This is a genomic window from Methylocystis sp. NC52PC (assembly GCF_055698645.1).
The window spans coordinates 3,415,665-3,433,432 of sequence record NZ_CP170127.1; the positions used below are offsets into that span (position 1 = coordinate 3,415,665).

17 protein-coding genes are annotated in these 17,768 nt (G+C 61.3%); 13 read left to right on the top strand and 4 right to left on the bottom strand.

The genetic code is table 11. The features are described 5' to 3' along the window. Positions 1-21 precede the first annotated feature (21 nt). The 6 genes from ACETII_RS18755 (at position 22) to ACETII_RS18780 (ending at position 3,533) form a co-directional block, all read left to right on the top strand. The gene (locus ACETII_RS18755; RefSeq protein WP_472786536.1) at positions 22-1,032 is read left to right on the top strand and encodes a lysozyme; all 1,011 of its coding nucleotides are present in this window, start codon (positions 22-24) and stop codon (positions 1,030-1,032) included. Then, the gene (locus ACETII_RS18760; protein WP_472786537.1) at positions 1,032-1,493 is read left to right on the top strand and encodes a hypothetical protein; all 462 of its coding nucleotides are present in this window, start codon (positions 1,032-1,034) and stop codon (positions 1,491-1,493) included. Before ACETII_RS18755 ends, ACETII_RS18760 begins: the two co-directional genes overlap by 1 nt. 129 nt (positions 1,494-1,622) lie before the next feature. Continuing rightward, positions 1,623-2,033: a hypothetical protein gene (locus tag ACETII_RS18765; RefSeq protein ID WP_472786538.1), complete on the top strand. Its 411-nt coding sequence runs from the start codon at positions 1,623-1,625 to the stop codon at positions 2,031-2,033. A 6-nt stretch (positions 2,034-2,039) separates the two neighbouring features. Then, on the top strand, positions 2,040-2,177 hold the full coding sequence (locus ACETII_RS18770; protein ID WP_472786539.1) for a hypothetical protein: 138 nt from the start codon (positions 2,040-2,042) through the stop codon (positions 2,175-2,177). 130 nt (positions 2,178-2,307) lie between these two features. Continuing rightward, complete coding sequence (locus tag ACETII_RS18775) at positions 2,308-2,559, top strand: hypothetical protein (protein ID WP_472786540.1); 252 nt, start codon at positions 2,308-2,310, stop codon at positions 2,557-2,559. A 233-nt stretch (positions 2,560-2,792) separates the two neighbouring features. Beyond that, positions 2,793-3,533 carry a class I SAM-dependent methyltransferase gene (locus ACETII_RS18780; RefSeq protein WP_472786541.1) on the top strand — a complete coding sequence of 247 codons (741 nt, stop codon included), beginning with the start codon at positions 2,793-2,795 and terminating at the stop codon, positions 3,531-3,533. Between the two features lie 552 nt (positions 3,534-4,085). Here the strand turns inward: ACETII_RS18780 and ACETII_RS18785 are convergent. Then, complete coding sequence (locus ACETII_RS18785; RefSeq protein WP_472786542.1) at positions 4,086-8,117, bottom strand: chemotaxis protein CheB; 4,032 nt, start codon at positions 8,115-8,117, stop codon at positions 4,086-4,088. A gap of 453 nt (positions 8,118-8,570) precedes the next feature. Here ACETII_RS18785 and ACETII_RS18790 point away from each other — a divergent pair, with 453 nt between their 5' ends. The 4 genes from ACETII_RS18790 to ACETII_RS18805 all read left to right on the top strand — a co-directional run bounded on the left by ACETII_RS18790 (position 8,571) and on the right by ACETII_RS18805 (position 12,970). After that, positions 8,571-9,257: a hypothetical protein gene (locus tag ACETII_RS18790; RefSeq protein ID WP_472786543.1), complete on the top strand. Its 687-nt coding sequence runs from the start codon at positions 8,571-8,573 to the stop codon at positions 9,255-9,257. A gap of 688 nt (positions 9,258-9,945) precedes the next feature. Beyond that, positions 9,946-10,686 carry a class I SAM-dependent methyltransferase gene (locus tag ACETII_RS18795; protein ID WP_472786544.1) on the top strand — a complete coding sequence of 247 codons (741 nt, stop codon included), beginning with the start codon at positions 9,946-9,948 and terminating at the stop codon, positions 10,684-10,686. An 811-nt stretch (positions 10,687-11,497) separates the two neighbouring features. Continuing rightward, positions 11,498-11,686 carry a hypothetical protein gene (locus ACETII_RS18800; protein WP_472786545.1) on the top strand — a complete coding sequence of 63 codons (189 nt, stop codon included), beginning with the start codon at positions 11,498-11,500 and terminating at the stop codon, positions 11,684-11,686. Between the two features lie 111 nt (positions 11,687-11,797). After that, positions 11,798-12,970 (top strand): sensor histidine kinase, encoded by a 1,173-nt coding sequence (locus ACETII_RS18805; protein WP_472786546.1) that lies wholly within the window; start codon positions 11,798-11,800, stop codon positions 12,968-12,970. A 664-nt stretch (positions 12,971-13,634) separates the two neighbouring features. Here ACETII_RS18805 and ACETII_RS18810 read toward each other — a convergent pair. Together ACETII_RS18810 and ACETII_RS18815 are read right to left on the bottom strand one after the other, a co-directional pair. Further along, positions 13,635-14,147, bottom strand: coding sequence for a hypothetical protein (locus ACETII_RS18810; RefSeq protein ID WP_472786547.1), 513 nt, complete (start codon positions 14,145-14,147; stop codon positions 13,635-13,637). Between the two features lie 121 nt (positions 14,148-14,268). Next, a complete protein-coding gene (locus ACETII_RS18815; RefSeq protein ID WP_363348500.1) occupies positions 14,269-14,568 on the bottom strand; it encodes a hypothetical protein in 300 nt (99 codons plus the stop codon). 246 nt (positions 14,569-14,814) lie between these two features. On the opposite strand from ACETII_RS18815, the gene ACETII_RS18820 reads away from it, so the two are divergent. From ACETII_RS18820 to ACETII_RS18830, 3 genes are all read left to right on the top strand, one after another. After that, a complete protein-coding gene (locus ACETII_RS18820; protein ID WP_472788190.1) occupies positions 14,815-15,633 on the top strand; it encodes a lytic murein transglycosylase in 819 nt (272 codons plus the stop codon). Between the two features lie 19 nt (positions 15,634-15,652). Continuing rightward, positions 15,653-16,675 (top strand): synaptic vesicle VAT-1 family membrane protein, encoded by a 1,023-nt coding sequence (locus ACETII_RS18825; protein WP_472786548.1) that lies wholly within the window; start codon positions 15,653-15,655, stop codon positions 16,673-16,675. A gap of 102 nt (positions 16,676-16,777) precedes the next feature. Next, positions 16,778-16,942 carry a hypothetical protein gene (locus ACETII_RS18830; protein WP_472786549.1) on the top strand — a complete coding sequence of 55 codons (165 nt, stop codon included), beginning with the start codon at positions 16,778-16,780 and terminating at the stop codon, positions 16,940-16,942. A 68-nt stretch (positions 16,943-17,010) separates the two neighbouring features. On the opposite strand, the gene ACETII_RS18835 is transcribed toward ACETII_RS18830, so the two are convergent. Further along, the gene (locus ACETII_RS18835; RefSeq protein WP_472786550.1) at positions 17,011-17,748 is read right to left on the bottom strand and encodes a class I SAM-dependent methyltransferase; all 738 of its coding nucleotides are present in this window, start codon (positions 17,746-17,748) and stop codon (positions 17,011-17,013) included. Between the last annotated feature and the right edge of the window lie 20 nt (positions 17,749-17,768).

A 17,768-nucleotide genomic window follows, 5' to 3' on the forward strand; every position in this document is an offset into this window, starting at 1 on the left:
CCCTTGAGCCGCGCGCAATTCTTGGCTCGCGCGGCGACGGCGTTTGCGGCGGCCGAGACGCCCGACGCCCTCGCGCGCGCCTGGGCGCGCCATGTCGCCGGCGTCTATCTCTGGCTCGCGCCCGAGCTGCGCGAAAAACTCGAAACGCTTCACGCCAGGCGCTTTCTCGCGCTCTCTTTCGCACTTACGGAAAAAGGAAAAGACGACATGAAAATGAGCGCGGCGGGCCGCGCGCTGCTCATTCAGCGCGAGGGCTTCAAGACGAAGGCGTACAAGGACACGAAAGGCATTTGGACAATCGGCGTCGGCCATACCGCCGCCGCCGGCGCGCCCATTCCGGTTCCCGGAATGAAAATCACGCGCGCCCAGGTCGACGAAATCCTGGCGAAGGATTTGCCGCACTATGAGCAGCTCGTCGAAAGGAACGTGCGCGTTCCCCTCACGCAAGGGCAATTCGACGCGCTCGTTTCGCTCGCCTTCAATATCGAGGCGGCCGTGTCGCAAAAGTCGACGATTATTAAGCGGCTCAACGCCGGTAATTATCGCGGCGCGGCCGACGCCATCCTCTTGTGGAACAAGCCGCCGGAAATCCGCAAGCGCCGCAAAGGCGAGTATCAGGAATTCCTCGCAGCGACGCCGGCGGAAGCGCCTGGCGCGCCCGTGCGCTTCGTGGCGGCCGAGGAAATGGAGGAGGGCGAAAGCGTCTCGCTCGACTATCTGCGCGCGGCCGGCTCGCGCACCGTAACGCTCGCCGACAGGATCAAGACCGGCGCCGTCTCGATCGGCTTCGGCGACGCGCTCGACATGGCGACCCGGGCCAAGGGCTACGCCGACCAGGCGCGCGACCTCGCCCAGGGTTGGGACGCCGGCGCGTCGGCTTCCGAATTGCTCTCGACCTATTCGCCGCTCTTGCTCGGGATCGGCGCCGGCATGGCGATCGCCGCCCTCGCCTATCTCGCTTGGCGGGCGGCGCAGAGAATTCAGCGGGCGCGCCTTGAGGACGCGCTCCTTATGGCCGAGGTCGCCGTCTAATGGGGCCGCTCGCCATTCTCTGCGCGGCGTGGGGCGTCGCGAGCTGGGGTCGCCGTCTCGGCGCGCTCGCGTTCGCCTTGGGCCTTGTGGCGGCCGCTGGCGGGCTTTGCGTCGCCTACGGCTACCGCTGGGCCTCGCAGGCCTGCGTCGGTGCCCAGGCGGCCCGCGAGGCTGCGCAATTGCGCGCCCAGCTCGCCGAGCGGGCGCGCCAGGCGACGGCGTCCGACGCGATCGCCGCGCAGGATCGGTTGCGCGCCCAGGCCTCTGCCGGGGCGGCGGCCGCCATGCAAGCCGAAATCGACCGACTCAAGGCCGATCTCGCCGCCCAACCCGCCGACAACGCAAAGAGAGAGCCGCCCCATGCGGAACAAAGGACAAAAAGCGGCGCCGTCGACGCTTGCGCTATTGACGCCGCTTTTGCTCGCCGCATGCGCCGCCTCGACGCCGCCGGAAAGCGCTAGGCCCCATCTCCCGGCACCCTCGGCGGCCGCGCCCGTCGCGCTCCCCGAGCCGACGCCAGGCAAGGACTTGCGCGTCTTCTCCTTCGAAAACCGGGCGGCGGCGATCGAAGCAAACAACGGGATCGGGGCATGCCAGGCGCATTACGCGAGCGTGCGCCGGGACTTTTCGGCGATCCCCTGAGCGGCCTGCGCCGCCGCATCGCAATCCGTCGGGCGGGCTTGCCGCGCCCGGCGCCAGCGTCTCCCGCGCCGGTGGATTTTTGGCGCGCCTGGGAGCAGCTCGACGAGCTGGAGGCGCGCGAGGAAAGGAGAGAAACCATGGCGCAAATTGACGATCTCAAGGCGGCCTTGGATCGGCTGGTAACGGCCAATCGCCAGCTCGTCGCAGCGGTCGGGGCGATCCGCGAGCACAACGGAAATTTGGCGGCGCAGCTCGCCGCGCAGCCGGACCCAGCGGCCGTGCAAGCCCTGATCGCCGAGGCGGCCGCCGCCGCCGAGGACGCCGAGCGGGCGCTCGCGCCGGCCGTCGACGCCGGCTGAGCCGCGATGTTGCTCGGCATCAAGATCGCCGGGACGGTTGCGGCGTTGTGGCTGTTTCCGGCCTCGGGCGACTGGCCCGCGCCGCACTCGGGCTTTGTGCGGCTCGCCGCCCTCGTCGTCGTCTGGGCGGCGATTTGGGCCTGAGCGATTGAAAAAGCGAGACGCGCCGGCGTTTGGCCCCGCCGTCGCGCCTCTGGCCGCCCGCCTGGGGAATCGCAAACGGACGGTTGAGGGCGAGCCTCAACCAAAACCTTTAACGCATGGTTGGGACAAAATGCCGACGCCGCAGCATCATTTGCAAAACGCCCTGGAAACCCTCGCGAGCCCCGCGGCCGAGAAAATCGGCTACGTCGTGGCGGGCGGCATGATTTCGTCGCCGCTCTGGCGCGACAGGTTGCACGACTGGGCGGGCGTCGCGACCGACGTCGCGCCATTTCTCGGCTGCGCCTGGCTCGTCGTGCAAATGGTCGTGAAGATCCTCGAGGCGCGGCGCAAGCCGCAGCAGGCGGAAGAAGAAGAGGCATAGCGCCGGGCCCGGCGGCGGCGCATTTCAGGGCGTTGATAGACGCAAAGCAAGCCGGCACGCGTATGCTGCGGGAGCATGCAGCAAATGCGCTGCGCGATCCTGAAGGAATCAGATTTTTCAAAGGCCTCGCACCGGACGCTTGGCAGGAACCCTATTTGGCATTAGGGCGTGACCAAGCCCTTCCGCTCCGAGTTCTCTGTGTCAATTCCCGTCGGCGGGCCTAAGGAATTAGAATGGCTAAGCTAGGCGAGATAGATTACATCAGAAGGGCCGGTCCAAAAGAGCGGGAGCACATTCTCAACAAGCCGTTTTCTGAGCCGATGTGTGGCTATCTTTTGTCTGATATCGGCACCATCATGAGATTGCTTCCCGCGCCGCCAGCCACGCTCCTTGATTTGGGCGCGGGAAGCGGATGGACGAGTTGCTTATTCGCGCTGACGGGCTACCAAGTAACAGCGCAAGATATCTCCCCAGATATGGTTGAACTCATCGAACTGAATAAAAAGCGGTATGGCGCGACTATGCTCACGCCAATCGTTTCAGACTACGAGAGTTTGGATTTCGACGAAGAATTCGACTGCGCCGTGTTTTACGATAGCCTGCACCATGCGGAAGAAGAGCATGCCGCTTTAACGTCGGTTTATCGAGCATTGAAACCCAACGGGGTTGTCATCACCGCCGAACCTGGAACGGGTCAATCCCAAACTCCCGAGGCCCTAAGAGCGGTCCAAGAGTTCGGCGTCACGGAGAAGGACATGCCTGTCGCTGCCGTCATCGACACGGCGGAAAAAATCGGATTCAGATGCACTGGCGTTTTTGAGAGAAGGTTTGAGCCGAAACCCCTGATTCATGCCGAAACGCTAAAGACTTATAGAGGGGCTTACGGCTTCATTTCGGCGAGCTTGCGCGAGATGTCTTGGCGCTTGAAAGGTGGGCATCTAACCGAAGGGCATTACGTTGTCCTTCAAAAGTGAGTCGCCCGACAAATGCTCCAAGAGCGATCGTCGCATGACGAAAAAAGGCGGCCTCCTGCCCGCAGAAGGAGGCCGCCGAGTTCACTTAATCGTTTCGAAGAATGCAAGTAACGTATTGAAAATGAAACGTATAGCTGTTGGAAATACGGACCCAGGGCGCCAACTAGGTTTGTGTGCGGCTGATCGAAGGGCCTGAAAGACGCCCGATGCGGGGTGAAAACAAGAGCCAAAAACAGACCCTCGACGGCGCTTTAGCGGCAGGATTGACCAGTGAAGCGCCGCGCCTGTCGGGTGCTCGGGCGCGGCCGATAATCTTAAATTATCGGAAGCCCGGGTGCTTAAAGTGCGTATAGCCGCGCGCGAGCGTCTCTTTGGCGGTAGCAGTCATCGTCGCAGGAACGGCCTTTCCCGCTCAAAGCCACCCGCTCTTCCGGGTAGGATTCTTTTAAGTGAACCATCTGCTGCGCGCCCTTTGAGGATCCCCCGATGGGCGACAGCGAGGTGAACAGAGTTGGCAGCAAGGAAAGTTCCATTTCGACGCCAATTGGCGTCTCAGGATCTATCTTGACCCTCGGTAACGCGGCTCGCTTTGCCGAGAACGACCCGCAATGAATTCATATCTAAGGGCTTGACCAGATGATAATCGATGCCCGCCGCAGCAGAACGATCGCGGTCCTGCTGTTGGCCAAACCCCGTCGCAGCGACGAGGAGTGCTTTTGAGGTCGCCTCCAAGCGGCGCAATCGTCGCGCCAACTCGTAGCCGTCCATATCCGGCAGACCGATATCCAGCACGACAATTTCCGGCGCTTCCTTGGCGGCGAACTCCAGGGCGCTTATCCCGTCGAGGGCCTTGAAAACGGTGTGACCCTCCATCTCCAGCAACAACTTTAGGCTAAACAGCACGTCGCGGTTATCATCGACCAAAAGTATGCGCCGCGGCGAAACAGGGCCACTTTCGGGGGCCCGGCCGTCCCAGTCGGTGTCGGGCGTTTGCTCCGATGCTGCGAGCGGCAGCCGAACGACGAATTCGGCGCCTTTTCCCGCCCCTTCGCTATGCGCCTCGACAGTCCCGCCATGGAGTTCAGCCAGCCGCCGCACCAGCGTCAGACCAAGCCCCAGGCCGCTGATCGGACTTCCGCCGGCCGGCGTCACTCGCGCAAAGAGGCCGAAGATGCTGGTCAACGCCTCTGGCGTGAGCCCGACCCCATTGTCGGCGATCGTTAGAACGGCCTGACGGCCTTCCTGACGCAGGGAGACTCGAATGCGACCATGCTCGGGTGTGTATTTGGCGGCGTTGTCAAGAAGGTTCGAGACAATTTGAACCAGACGAACCGCATCGCCCTCCACCTCGAGGGGTTGAACGCTGGGCGCGACGGTAAGCTCATGACTTTGCTGCTTGATTGCAAGATCCACATTGGTCACCGCCGCGTTGACGATGTCGCGAAGATCCACACGTTTGATTTGCAACTCCATGCGGCCCGAGCTAATCCGGGCGATGTCCAGTAATTCATCGACGAGGCGGACGAGATATAACACCTGCCGCTCGGCGATGTCGCGGATCCGCCGCAACTCAGGATCAGGAGGGAGTCGCTTCTCGAAGATCGCCATCGCATTGCGTAGCGGCGCCAGCGGGTTCCTGAGCTCGTGGCCGAGCATCGCCAAGAATTCATCCTTACGCCGGTTGGCTTCCCATGCCGCCTCCGCTTCGTGCTGAGCGAGTTCTGTCGCTTTTTGCTCGGTTACGTCGGTATTCATGCCCACCCAGCCGCGCAGCTTGCCCGCGTCGTCGCGCAGGGGCACGGCCCGCGCATGAGTTTTGCGCCAGCCGTCATCCGCATGTCGGAGGCGGAATTCCACATCGAATGCCGTCTCGCTCGATACGCTTGCGCGCCATTTCTTCAATGTTGCTTCCCGGTCGTCAGGGTGGATCGCCTCGGCCCAGCCGGAGCCGCAAAACTGCTCAAAGGATTGCCCAGTGAAGGCGCGCCAGCTCGGGGAATCCTCCATGACATTGCCATCGGCGGCGGTGGTCCAGACCATCTGGGCCGAGGTGGTGACAAGCGCGCGGAAAATTTCCTCGCTGTTGCGCGCCGCGAGTTGCGCTCGTATGAGCCTGGTGATTTCAACGAGCGTAATCACCACGCCCTGAATCTGATCGGAGGACGAGCGGTAGGGATTTATCCGGGCGAGATACCAGTCGCCCGTTTCGCCTTGTATCTCGCGTTCGATGGGGGTCAGCCGTTCGAGAACGCTTAATGCGTCTTGTTCGAGCTGACGATCTCCCACCCGATGCCTCAATTCGGTAAAGGGACGACCGATGTCGCTGGCGCGAATGTTGAACAGTTCGCGTGTGCGTGGCGTCACCCGAAGAATACGCAGCTCACGGTCTAGGAATAGCGTCGCGATCTCCGTCGCGGCCATGAGATTTTGAAGATCACTGGTGAGCTGGGCCAGCTCCCCGACCTTGTGACGGTTCTCTTGATTGACCGTTTGCAGTTCCTCATTGGCGGACTGCAATTCTTCCTTACTGGTCTCCAATTCCTCGAGGGTCGAGCGCAGCTCCTCGTTGACAGATTGCAGCTCCTCATTGGCCGCCCGCATTTCCTCCTGTGAGGTTTCATCTTGCTCGACGACCGCACGCAGCCGCTCCCGGGTCGCTTCCAGCTCGACGCGCGCCTCGGCTGCTTCGGGCCCGACGTGCGGGGATGGGGCGGTCTCGGAGACTTCGTACTCGTCGAAAATCACCAGATGAAGATGCGCTAGCTCGGGGTCATTCGACGGCCTGACCTGAAGAACGACCTGCTTCGGTTCGCCACCGAGAGTAATTAGGATCGGACGGGAGTGGCTGCTCTTGCCATTCTCGACCGCCGCCTGCATTGCCGCCCGTAGCTCGACGCGCAGCTCTTCGCGGATAAGACGAAAGATGCTGGACGAGAGTTCTCCGCCGGGAACCTGTAAGTATCGTCCAGCGTGCTCCGAAGCATGGACGATACGAGAGTCCTGATCCACCAGCAGGCTCGGCAGGGCGTAGCGCTCGACCATCTTCTGGTGGAGAGCGCCGTAGCTCCCTGCGGGCCGGAGACGCAAGCCCGTCGTCTCGAACGGAGCGGCGCGGCGGAATGTCTGGGGAAATACCGGCAACCGCGGTTCCGGGGCGGGCACGTTGCGCCGACGATACAAGCAGAGCTGCTTGCTTTCCACCTGAAACACCGCCGCCCGGTCGATCGACTCGGATGGGCCTAGCAACAACAGCCCGCCGGGTTTCAGCGCATAGTGGAAAAGGTCCACCACGTCATTTTGGAGCTCGCGCTGGAGGTAGATCAGCAGATTGCGGCAGATGATAAGGTCAAGGCGTGAGAAGGGGGGGTCGCGCAGTAGATTATGGCTGGCGAACACCACGACTTCGCGGAGTTCCTGGCGGATGCGATAACAACTGTCCTCCTTCGTAAAAAATCGGCCAAGCCGCTCCGCCGACACATCGGCTTCAATCGTATCTGGGAAGCGGCCGTCCCGCGCCCGGCGCAGCGACGGCTCATGGAGATCGCTGGCGAAGATCTCGATGTGCGGCGTCTCGCCCACCCGCCCTGCCTGCTCCAGCAATAGCATGGCGACGCTATAGGCCTCCTCGCCGGTCGCACAGCCGACCGACCAGACACGGATGCTGTCGGACGCGCTCTTGCCGTTGAACAGTTCGGGGACAATTTCCTTCTCCAAATAGTCGAAGACGTCGGCGTCGCGGAAAAATTGCGTGACGGTGATCAGAAACTCATCGGCGAGCAGGTTCACCTCTTTCGGATTGCTGCGGAGGAATTCCAGATAGTCTGCAAGCAACTCCTTCTGATGCAGCTGCATGCGCCGCCGGATCCGGCGCATCACCGTCGCGGGCTTGTATTTCGAGAAATCCATGTCGGTCCCGGCCCGGACCCGCGACAATATCGTCTCCAGCGCCTCCCGATCGGCCGCGGGAAATTGTTCTGGAGCCTCGGCGATCTCGACGCGGGGTTGCGTGGTCGCGAACCTCAGCATGTGCCAGGGCATGTCCTGTATCGGCAGGACAAGGTCGACCTGGCCGGTCGCTATGGCGTTGTGGGGCATGGAGTCGAATTGGGCTTCCCTCGGTTCCTGCGCGATCGTGAGGCCGCCCTGCTCCTTGATCTTTTTGACGCCAAAGCTGCCGTCGGCGCCAGTCCCGGAGAGAATGACGCCGATGCTGCGAGGGCCGTGCGTGTTAGCGAGGGTCTCAAAGAAGTGATCGATCGGGGCGCGCCCTTCGCCGATTTCCTCGATTTTCGACAGGCGAAGGTGACTGTCGATGGTCGAGAGGTTGCACCCCGGGGGAATGACATAAATATGGTTGGGCTCAATCTCCTGATCTTCGGTGACCTGGGTGATTGGCATCGAGGAAAAGGGCTCCAGCACCTCGGCCATGACGCTTGGCTGGCTGGTAGGAAGATGAACGATGACGACAAAAGCTAAGCCGCTGTCGCTTGGCAGCGCTGGCAAAAGGGCTTTGAGCGCTTCAAGGCCGCCTGCGGAGGCGCCAATTCCCACGAGCATCGAGGGCGATGGAGTAGGCGTCGGCATTGAGCGCCTCAGTTGGTGAAGCCGATCGCTTCGGCCATGAATTAGGGGTATGGAATGCTGGCGACGAAAGTCAAACGCGGAGGCGTGGCCTCGATCCCTCAAGATTGAGGCGGCGGCTTTGGGTCGGCAGTGGCCCCTAGGATTCCGCGCCGAATCCCCGACGACCGGAACTAAGCGTTAGTCTTCAACCACTCGCGCTCGTCGAGACCAAAGGGCTCGCGCCGGTTCACTCCGCGCGAGGCTTTTTTGCGTGCGTTGTGACCTCCTCCCCGACCACCTGCAAGGCTTTGATAAGCTCGCCTTGGCGCTCAAAAAGGAAGCGATAAAACTCGTCCCCGAGGCCCTCGGGAAGGGCAATTTGCCATGCGCTCAAGCGCGCGGGAAAAATAGTTAGCGAGGCTGCCTGCTCAAATCGAGCTCCACGCCCCATTTATGAGCAAAGGAGTGGACTAAATGAAAGAGAGTTCTGCCCTGACCCTCAGTTTCAGTGCCGAGACTGCTGCGTTGCTCCTAGATCTCCTAACTCGGGCTGAATCGTCGCCGGGTGAAAAGGACGCACTCCGCGACATAATAAAGGTGGCTCTACACACGTCGCAACAACCTCCCCTCCACGTGGCTAAGGAAGCGGCGCGAATCAGCTTGACCCAGGCAGTCGAATATCTTGCGCAGGCGGGAAGTGCGTTTGAGGAGTCGTTCGCGCATGGCAGCGAAAGCAGCCAGCGCACGGCCTTGGCGGCGCTCAGCGCCGGCGAAACCAGGCTACGAGGCTCGCAGGCGGCGTATGACGCCGCTGTAAGAAACTCGCTGGAGGCAGCGGCTGAAAGCGCCGAGGGAAATCGCCGGGCTGCCTATGCGAAGTCTGAGGAAGCCTATGAGGGAGCCCTTGCGGCGCTGCGCGCCTATGAGCCCGTGGCACAAGAGATATCAAAGCTTTTCAGGATCCTTTCCTTCCACACGGATCTCGCCCTAGCGGATACCGAAGCAGCCGACGCGGCGAGGATCAGCCCTCATGCGGCAAACGCAGTAGATTATCTCGAGAAAGCTCTCCAAGAGCAGAAACAGGGACATTCAGAAGCGGTAACGAAAAAAGTCGTCGCAGCACTGCGCGAGCTGGAGCTCGCAGGGCGTGTTCCGAATTGATAGACCAAAACACTTTGTGTTTTCAGCGGCTTAATGGTGGGCGGGTTCCCGTGTGAACGGAGTGCTCACCCGCTGAGCTGCCGGTCGTCACGAAAGCTACCTTTCGATCTATCTTTTCTATCTGTTACTCTAAGGCATTAATTTCCCGGTAGCAGCCCGGTAATAGTCCGAAAAGTCTATTTGAAAACAACATGTACAAGCTCCGGCCAGGGGCACCAACTCCATTTTTGGCCCTCCCAAATCCCCCCGCATCCTCCATATCCGCTCGCTAACTCTCTTCTATTCCGCCGCTTTCCGGCATTTTTTCGGGCGGGCGTCGCCCACGTCTCCCTACCTACCCGTGGCCAGCCGCAGGAGCCCTTGAAGAAGGCGAAGGCCCGCTCATGCGCGACCTTCACCGTCACGGTCCGCTCCAGTCGAACTGGTAGGCTTCTCCCGGCGCGAACGACAACGGCGCCAAAAGGCGCTCTCAAGCGTGCGCCAGCGGCCGTTGATAGACGCAAACTAAGCCGGCACGCGTATGCTGCGGGAGCATGCAGCAAATGCGCCGCACGATCCTGAAGGAATCAGATTTTCCAAAGGCCTCGCGCCGGACGCTTGGCAGGAACCCTATTTGGCATTAGGGCGTGAACAAGCCCTCCGCTCCGAGTTCTCTGTCAATTCCCGTCGGCGGGCCTAAGGAATCAGAATGGCTAAGCTAGGCGAGATAGATTACATCAGAAGGGCCGGTCCAAAAGAGCGGGAGCACATTCTCAACAAGCCGTTTTCCGAGCCGATGTGTGGCTATCTTTTGTCTGATATCGGCACGATCATGAGATTGCTTCCCGCGCCGCCAGCCACGCTCCTTGATTTGGGCGCGGGAAGCGGATGGACGAGTTGCTTGTTCGCGCTGACGGGCTACGAAGTAACAGCGCAAGATATCTCCCCAGATATGGTTGAACTCATCGAATTGAATAAAAAGCGGTATGGCGCGACTATGCTCACGCCAATCGTTTCAGACTACGAGAGCCTGGATTTCGACGAAGAATTCGACTGCGCCGTGTTTTACGATAGCCTGCACCATGCGGAAGAAGAGCATGCCGCTTTAACGTCGGTCTATCGAGCATTGAAACCCAACGGGGTTGTCATCACCGCCGAACCTGGAACGGGTCAATCCCAAACTCCGGAGGCCCTAAGAGCGGTCCAAGAGTTCGGCGTCACGGAGAAGGACATGCCTGTCGCTGCCGTCATCGCCACGGCGGAAAAAATCGGATTCAGATGCACTGGCGTTTTTGAGAGAAGGTTCGAGCCGAAACCCCTGATTCATGCCGAAACGCTAAGGACTTATAGAGGGGCCTACGGCTTCATTTCGGCGAGCTTGCGCGAGATGTCTTGGCGCTTGAAAGGTGGGCATCTAACCGAAGGGCATTACGTTGTCCTTCAAAAGTGAGTCGCCCGACAAATGCTCCAAGAGCGATCGTCGCATGCGAAAAAAGGCGGCCTCCTGCCCGCAGAAGGAGGCCGCCGAGTTCACTTAATCGTTTCGAAGAGCGCAAGTAACATACTGAAAATGAAACGTATAGCTGTTGGAAATACGGACCTAGGGCGCCAGCTAGGTCTGTGTGCGGCTGATCGAAGGGCCTGAAAGACGCCCGATGCGGGGTGAAAACAGGAACGCGCAAAATACGTCAACTATGCTAGCGCTTGCAGATTAACGCGGCCATCGGCGCTGGGAATTGCTCGAATTGTCTGACTTTTTCCGAGTCGCTGGAGGGCATCGCGAACCCCTGACGCCTCCCGTGTATTGAAAAGCCCCGTGCCTATCGGAAACTTGGGGGCGGCTGATAATCTAAGTGGCGTCTTGTCTCGCTCGTTTTGGAAAATTACGCACAGCAAGCTGCTGAGGGAACCGGCCGTCTGGCTGCAACCCGAGCCCAGCGCTCTTTGAAGAGAGGACAAACGTTCCGCCAAGGGGACGGAAATTCCTACGTAGAACTGCCAGCTTGCGTTGCCCAATCACCGATTAGGCTTATGTTAACCCAATTCGGTGGTTCCACGAGGGTGTCGGATGCGTGTTCTGATCATTGAGGACGACGCAATCATCGGCACGGATCTGGAAATCGCGAGCAGCGATATGGGATTTAGCGACATTGCATTCGCAATGGACGAGGCTGAGGCGATCGCAATGGGAAAAAATTGCCCCTCCCGACCTGATTATTTCAGATATCAGGCTCGGGTCGTCGGGATCCGGCGTTCGGGCGGTGAACGAAATCTTGAGGGCTGCCGGCGCGGCCGTTGTCTTCGTCACAGGCTTGATGGACGCCGATGAAATGGACCAGTCCGGCGGCGTCGTCGCGCTCGGGAAGCCGTGGAACGCGACCCGTCTGCAGATGGCCATTAGCCAAACTGTCAAGCAACCTGCCGGCGTCACAGTGGCCTGGTGGCGGTAGCCGTCCTCAAAAAGGCGCATCTGAGGCTGGACACAAGCCGAGCCGCCCATAGTTGACAGAAACAGAGCAGGAGCATTGGCCCCGCGCGACGATGGCGGACGGGAGTCACCTTTGGTCCAAACTGACGTATACATCACCGACGAATTAGACAGGCGTCCTCCAAAGGACATTGGTTCGCCCAAGGAAAAGCTGGCGCTGCTGGATTTGGCCGGACGCATGGCCGATCACCCAGCAGAGGTCCTTCCGCGGTTTGTGCACCTGGCCCTTGAATTGACGGGCGGCGTATCGGCTGGCCTTAGCCTTTACGAACAAGAGCCGGCGCCGGGGGTCTTCCGTTGGCGCCACCTGTGCGGGGTGCTGGCGCCGTTTGAAAATAGCACGACGCCAAGAGATTTCAGCCCCTGTGGCGTTACTCTTGACCTGAATAGACCGGTCCTGGCCTCGCATCCCGAGCGCGTCTACGACTGGATTTCCAGGGAAAACATCGTCATCCCCGAAGTGTTGCTGGTGCCGCTTCATATCGGCGGCAAGGAGCCGCTCGGAACGCTTTGGATCGTTTCCGACGAGGAAGGCTATCTCGATAGCGGTCATGCTCGCGTGATGACCGAGCTTGCGGCATTTGTCGGGATCGCTTTGCAAATGCTCGCCTCGGAGCGCGAACTCAAAGAAACCTTGGAGCAGCAGGATACGCTCATCAAGGAGATGAGCCATCGCGTGAAGAATCTCTTCACGGTCGCCACCTCGATCGTACGCGTCAGCGAGAAGGCGGCGACCACTCCGGCCGAGATGTCGAAGATTCTCTCGGGCCGCCTGGGAGCGCTCGCCGAAGCAAATGCCTTGGCGCGGCGCAGCTCCGTCGACGAAGCCACGATTGAAGGCGTCCTTGCGGATCTCGTGGAAACGATCATGCGGCCGCATGCGTTGCCCGACCGGCGAAGCCGCTTTGTCGCTAAAGGCCCTGCTATTGTGTTGGGAGAGCGCGCCACCAGCGGCGTCGCGCTGGTGCTTCACGAGCTTGCAACGAACGCGGAAAAATACGGCGCGCTAAAGTCGGAAGACGGAAGCGTTCGGCTTTCTTGGCGCGTTAGATCGGAACGGCTGGTTCTTCACTGGTCTGAACGTGGGGGTCCGTCCCTTGTTCAACCGCCGGAGACCAGCGGCTTCGGCACGAGATTATCCCACACCACGATTGTCCGTCAGCTGAAGGGCGAGCTTAGACATAAGTGGCGATCTGAGGGCTTGGTCGTTTTGATGCGGATCCCCCTGAGAAATTTGGCCAATTAGAGATTTTCCGGCCAAACGCGTTCTGACGCGCGCCCACTGCGCCGCGCCTCGAACCGCGCCTCGAAACGCTCTTTCCTTCTGCTGGCGCCAAGCGCAGCGCTCTAACCTCTTTCCTCTATATCCAAAATGGCATAGGACTAGCCAGAGAGCATAACCGCCGCCGTTCGAAGCGAGTGGTTCTCGCGCGTGACAAGTGTCCGTGTGCCGGGCCGCACATTCGGCCCCAGAGCGTAGCGCTACCAACGAGACATTCAGCGAGACCATGGGCATTGGGCTCGTGCGTCGACCAACAACCGGAGCCCTGTGAAGGGGAATCGATAATGGAGACAATCATCCTGCTGGCGACTTCTCTGGCCATCGGGTTTGGCGCCGGCTATGCCTATCGGGAAAACATCTCCCGCCGTCGCAGAGGCAAGCCGAGTTGGTGGGGTTAAGGGAAGAGTAGCGAATCCCTGCGAGATTCTTCCCCGCTGCAAGCCTCGGCGGGAGTCTCGCTTGGAACTCGTTGTTCTCCTATACTTTGGAATTGGTTTTGGCGCCGGCGTCCTCTACCACAGCCGCGTGAAACCGAACTGAAGCGATCGAACTGACCCGCGGTCCTTACAGAGGCCGCCTTGCAACGCCCCGACCAACGGCCGGGGCGCGTCATTTTCGGGGCTCGAGGCTACCAGCCCCAGCCGTAGCCGTAGCCCGATCCGGGATAGGCGCAGACGTTCACCCAGCTTTGCGTCCAGCCCCACCCGGTCCAAACCGGACGCAGGCGGTAACAACCATTGTAGCCGCCCCAGTAGTAGCCGACGGGCCTGTAGAAGGCGCGCCGATATCCCCAGCCGTAGCCGCCGTAACGGGGACCTCCCCAATACGGCCGGCCCCAGCCGCCGCCCCAGCCGCGTCCGCCCCACCCAGCCCATCCGCCGTGACCGCCCCAGCCGCCACGACCGCCCCAACCGCCGTGACCTCCCCAGCCGCCGCCCCAACCGCCGTGGCCTCCCCAACCGCCGTGGCCTCCCCAACCGCCGTGACCGCCCCATCCGCCGCCGCCCCAGCCGCCGTGGCCGAAGCCGCCTCCATGTGCGAATCCGCCGCCCCAGCCGCCGCCGCGGCCCCACGCAAGAGCCTCCGACGGCAGGGCCGCGACGGCGGCCAATGCGCCGATCAAAGCAAATTTACGAAGCATTTTTCACGCGCTCCTCTTTTGCAACGCCCGCCCCATTGTCAGGAAGGCTAGACGTTAGCATTGGCGCGTGTGTGTCGGCAGTGTCGCGAAGGTGTGGCGCGTCGTCGCGGCCGGCCTTCGCTCAAGCGACGAGATTTTCGAAGTCGAACAGTCGCTCGGGGTCGGCGGCCGGCGCAGGCCAGCGGTCGGCTTCGGCGACGAAGGCTTCGATGGCGGCGTCGAGGATGTCGGCGAAAGCGCCATTTTCGCTTGGAATCATGCCGGCGAGCGTGTCCTCCAGGCCGACGATGAAGCAGCCGAGGAATTCCTCCTGCCGCTCCGGCGCGACGTCGCGGCGCCGCGCCACATAATCTCGCGCCGCGCCGCGTCCGACGCGCAGGGCCATATCGTAAGCGGCGTTCAGATTGCGCAGGGCCTGCATGTCGAAAAACTCGGTCTGAAATGTCGCCCTGCCCGCGCTCGCCGACGCAGGTCGACTGCGCGATCCAGGGCATTCTCGTTACATGGTTAACCTCTTCAGGGTTAAGGAACGGTTGAGACTGCACGCGGAGAGTGCGGTGCGACCGGGGATTCACCCCGCCCGCGGGTGCATATCCACTTCGCTGAAAAGCGCTCTATGCTGGGCGCGTTCATGCAATGCTTGCGACGCGACCTTTGCGAGGAGGCGATGTTCCACACTTATCGGATTTCGCTGGCGCTGGCGCTCGGCATGGCGTGGGCCGCGCCGGCGCGGGCGGCGGATTGCGGCTCCACTGGCGAGGGCTTTTCGGATTGGCTCGCGGCGTTCCGGCGCGCAGCCACGGCGGACGGCCTCTCGCCGCGCACGATCGACGCGGCGCTCAGCGACGTCGCCTATGACCGCGCGGTCATTTCCCGCGACCGGAGCCAGAAGGTCTTCCGCCTCAATTTCGAAACGTTCGCGGCCCGGCTGGTTACGCCGAGGCGCTTGAGCCAGGGGCGCGATCTCCTGCGCCGGCATGCCGGCCTGCTGCGCCAGATCGAGGCGCGCTATGGCGTGCCCGGTCCGGTGCTGGTCTCGATCTGGGGGCTCGAGACGGGCTTTGGCGCGGACAATGGCCGCTTCAAGACCATGCAGGCGCTGGCGACGCTCGCTTATGACTGCCGGCGGGCCGCGCACTTTACCGAGGAATTGACCGATGCGCTGCGCATCGTCGAGCGCGGCGACATGACGCCCGCTCAAATGCGCGGCGACTGGGCCGGCGAGATCGGCCAGACGCAATTCATGCCGTCGTCCTATCTGGCCTATGCCGTGGATTTCGACGGCGACGGCCGCCGCGATCTGGTGCGCTCCTCCGCCGACGCATTGGCGTCGACGGCGAATTTCTTAAAGGGAAAAGGCTGGCGGGCGGGCGCGGGCTGGGCCGAAGGAGAGCCTAATTTTCCGGTGTTTCTCGAATGGAACCAGGCGCGGGTCTACGCCAGGACTCTCGCCTATTTCGCAAGCAAGCTCGCCGAAGGGCAGTAGCGCGTCAGGAGGCTACGAGATGCGACAGGTCTGGATCACCAGGGCCGGGCGGCCGGAAGTCCTCCAGGTTAAGGAAGCGCCGGATCCGACGCCGCAAGCCGGCGAGCTGCGCATCCGCGTCGAGGCGAGCGGCGTGAATTTCGCGGACGTTCTCGCGCGTCTCGGCATTTATCCCGACCTCCCGGGCCTTCCCGCCGTCGTCGGCTATGAGGTGGGCGGCCGCGTCGACGCCGTCGGCGCGGGCGTCGATCCGACGTGGATCGGCCGCGACGTATTCGCGGCCACGCGCTTTGGCGGCTATTCTGACCTCCTTTGCGTCCCTGAAAACCAGGTTTTCCCGCGCCCGTCCGACATGTCCGCGCAGGAAGGCGCCGCCTTGCCGGTGAATTATCTCACTGCCTGGCAATTGGTCGTCGTCATGGGCGGACTGAAGTCCGGCGAGACCATGCTGGTGCATTCCGCTGGCGGCGGCGTCGGAATCGCCGCGACGCAGATCGCCAAACATCTCGGCGCGCGCGTCATCGGCGTCGCCTCGCAATGGAAACATGCCGAATTGGCGCATTACGGCGCGGATCACCTTATCGACCCGCGAGGCGACGACCTTGAAAAATGCGTTCGCGATATTACCAGGGGGCGCGGCGTCGAACTCATTCTCGATCCAATCGCCGGCTCGTCCTTCAAGCGGAGTTTCCGCATGCTCGGCGCAACCGGCCGGCTGGGGATGTTCGGCGTTTCCTCCTTCGTCAACGCCAAGGAGCGCGATCTGTTCAATGTCGTGAGGTCGCTTCTGGCGACGCCTTTGTTCCAGTTCATGCCGATGACGCTCATCAACGCCAATAAGGGCGTCTTCGGCGTCAATCTCGGGCGCATGTGGGGCGAGACGGATCGCCTGCGTCTCTGGGCGGAGGAATTACGCGGCCTGTGGGAAAAAGGCGCGATCAGGCCAAGGGTCGACAAGACGTTCAGCTTCGACGACGCGGCCCTCGCCCACCATTACCTGCAGGACCGCAAGAATATCGGCAAGGTGCTGCTGACGCCCTAGCAATAAGCCAAGCTCACGTCTGAAGCCCCGCCTTAATTTGTCCACGCGATTTGGATTATTGACTCCTTCCATGAACTAAGCCCCAAGCATTAGAGGCTCGTTTTGTCTGAAGAAGTCGAAAAAACAACGTCATCGGAAGAAGCTGTGCAGGAACTGATCGATTCGGCTGAGATATTGAAGCAGCTTCACGATGAGATCTTGGCTCAGATGGAGAAGTTCGACGAGCTGACAGAAAAGATATCCTCGATGAAAGGACCTGGGAACTGAAGGGCCATACATCTAGACTAAGCTAAATCCGGGAGGGGCCTGCCCGCCTTCCTCCCTTCAAACCCGGTCTAGGAGGCCTTTATCGCGGAAAGAATGACGCTCTTCGGATTCGTCAGAGCGGCGTCCCAAAACGCCTCCCCGAATGCGCAAAGACCCTCGGGCGTCACCTCGAACGGCATCCACTCGATCGATGAAAAGCCGTTGCGCGCGAGCGCCGCTTCATAGGTCGGCCGATCCCACTGCATGCATTCGATCGAGAATTCGGACGCGCCGTAAAAGGTCATCTTAAAACGCGCGCCACAGCTTCCCCGCTCCAGCTCCTCGACGAAATAGCCGTATGGCAAGGTGTCTTTGCGGCCGTTGACGAAGGCTGGATTGGGTACGACGGCCAAGAGCCGCCCGTTCGGCGCGAGATTCTCAAAGACGCCGGAGACCATGTTGTCGAGAGCGTCGACATCTTCGGCGTAGTTGAACAGAAAGATGGCCGTCGCCAAGTCGAACGCTCCAAATCTGGGCTTTTCGGCAACGTCGGCGAGAAAATAGCTGACGCCCAAAGGCGCGCGGCGCTCCTCTTCTTCGGCGAGCTCGATCATCTGCGGCGACAGGTCGATCCCGACGACGACGGACGCGCCACGCCCTTTCAGCATTCGCGTGTAAAACCCTTCGCCGCAGGCGAAGTCGATCGCGCGCTTTCCTTCCAAGTTCCCGATCGCTTTGAGAACGGACGGCGCCTCGAGAAAAAGCGACATGGGCGCTTTCCGCGCCTCCCGATACGCATGAGCGATGCGCTCGTATTGATCGTGCATATGCAGCGCCTTCGAAATAA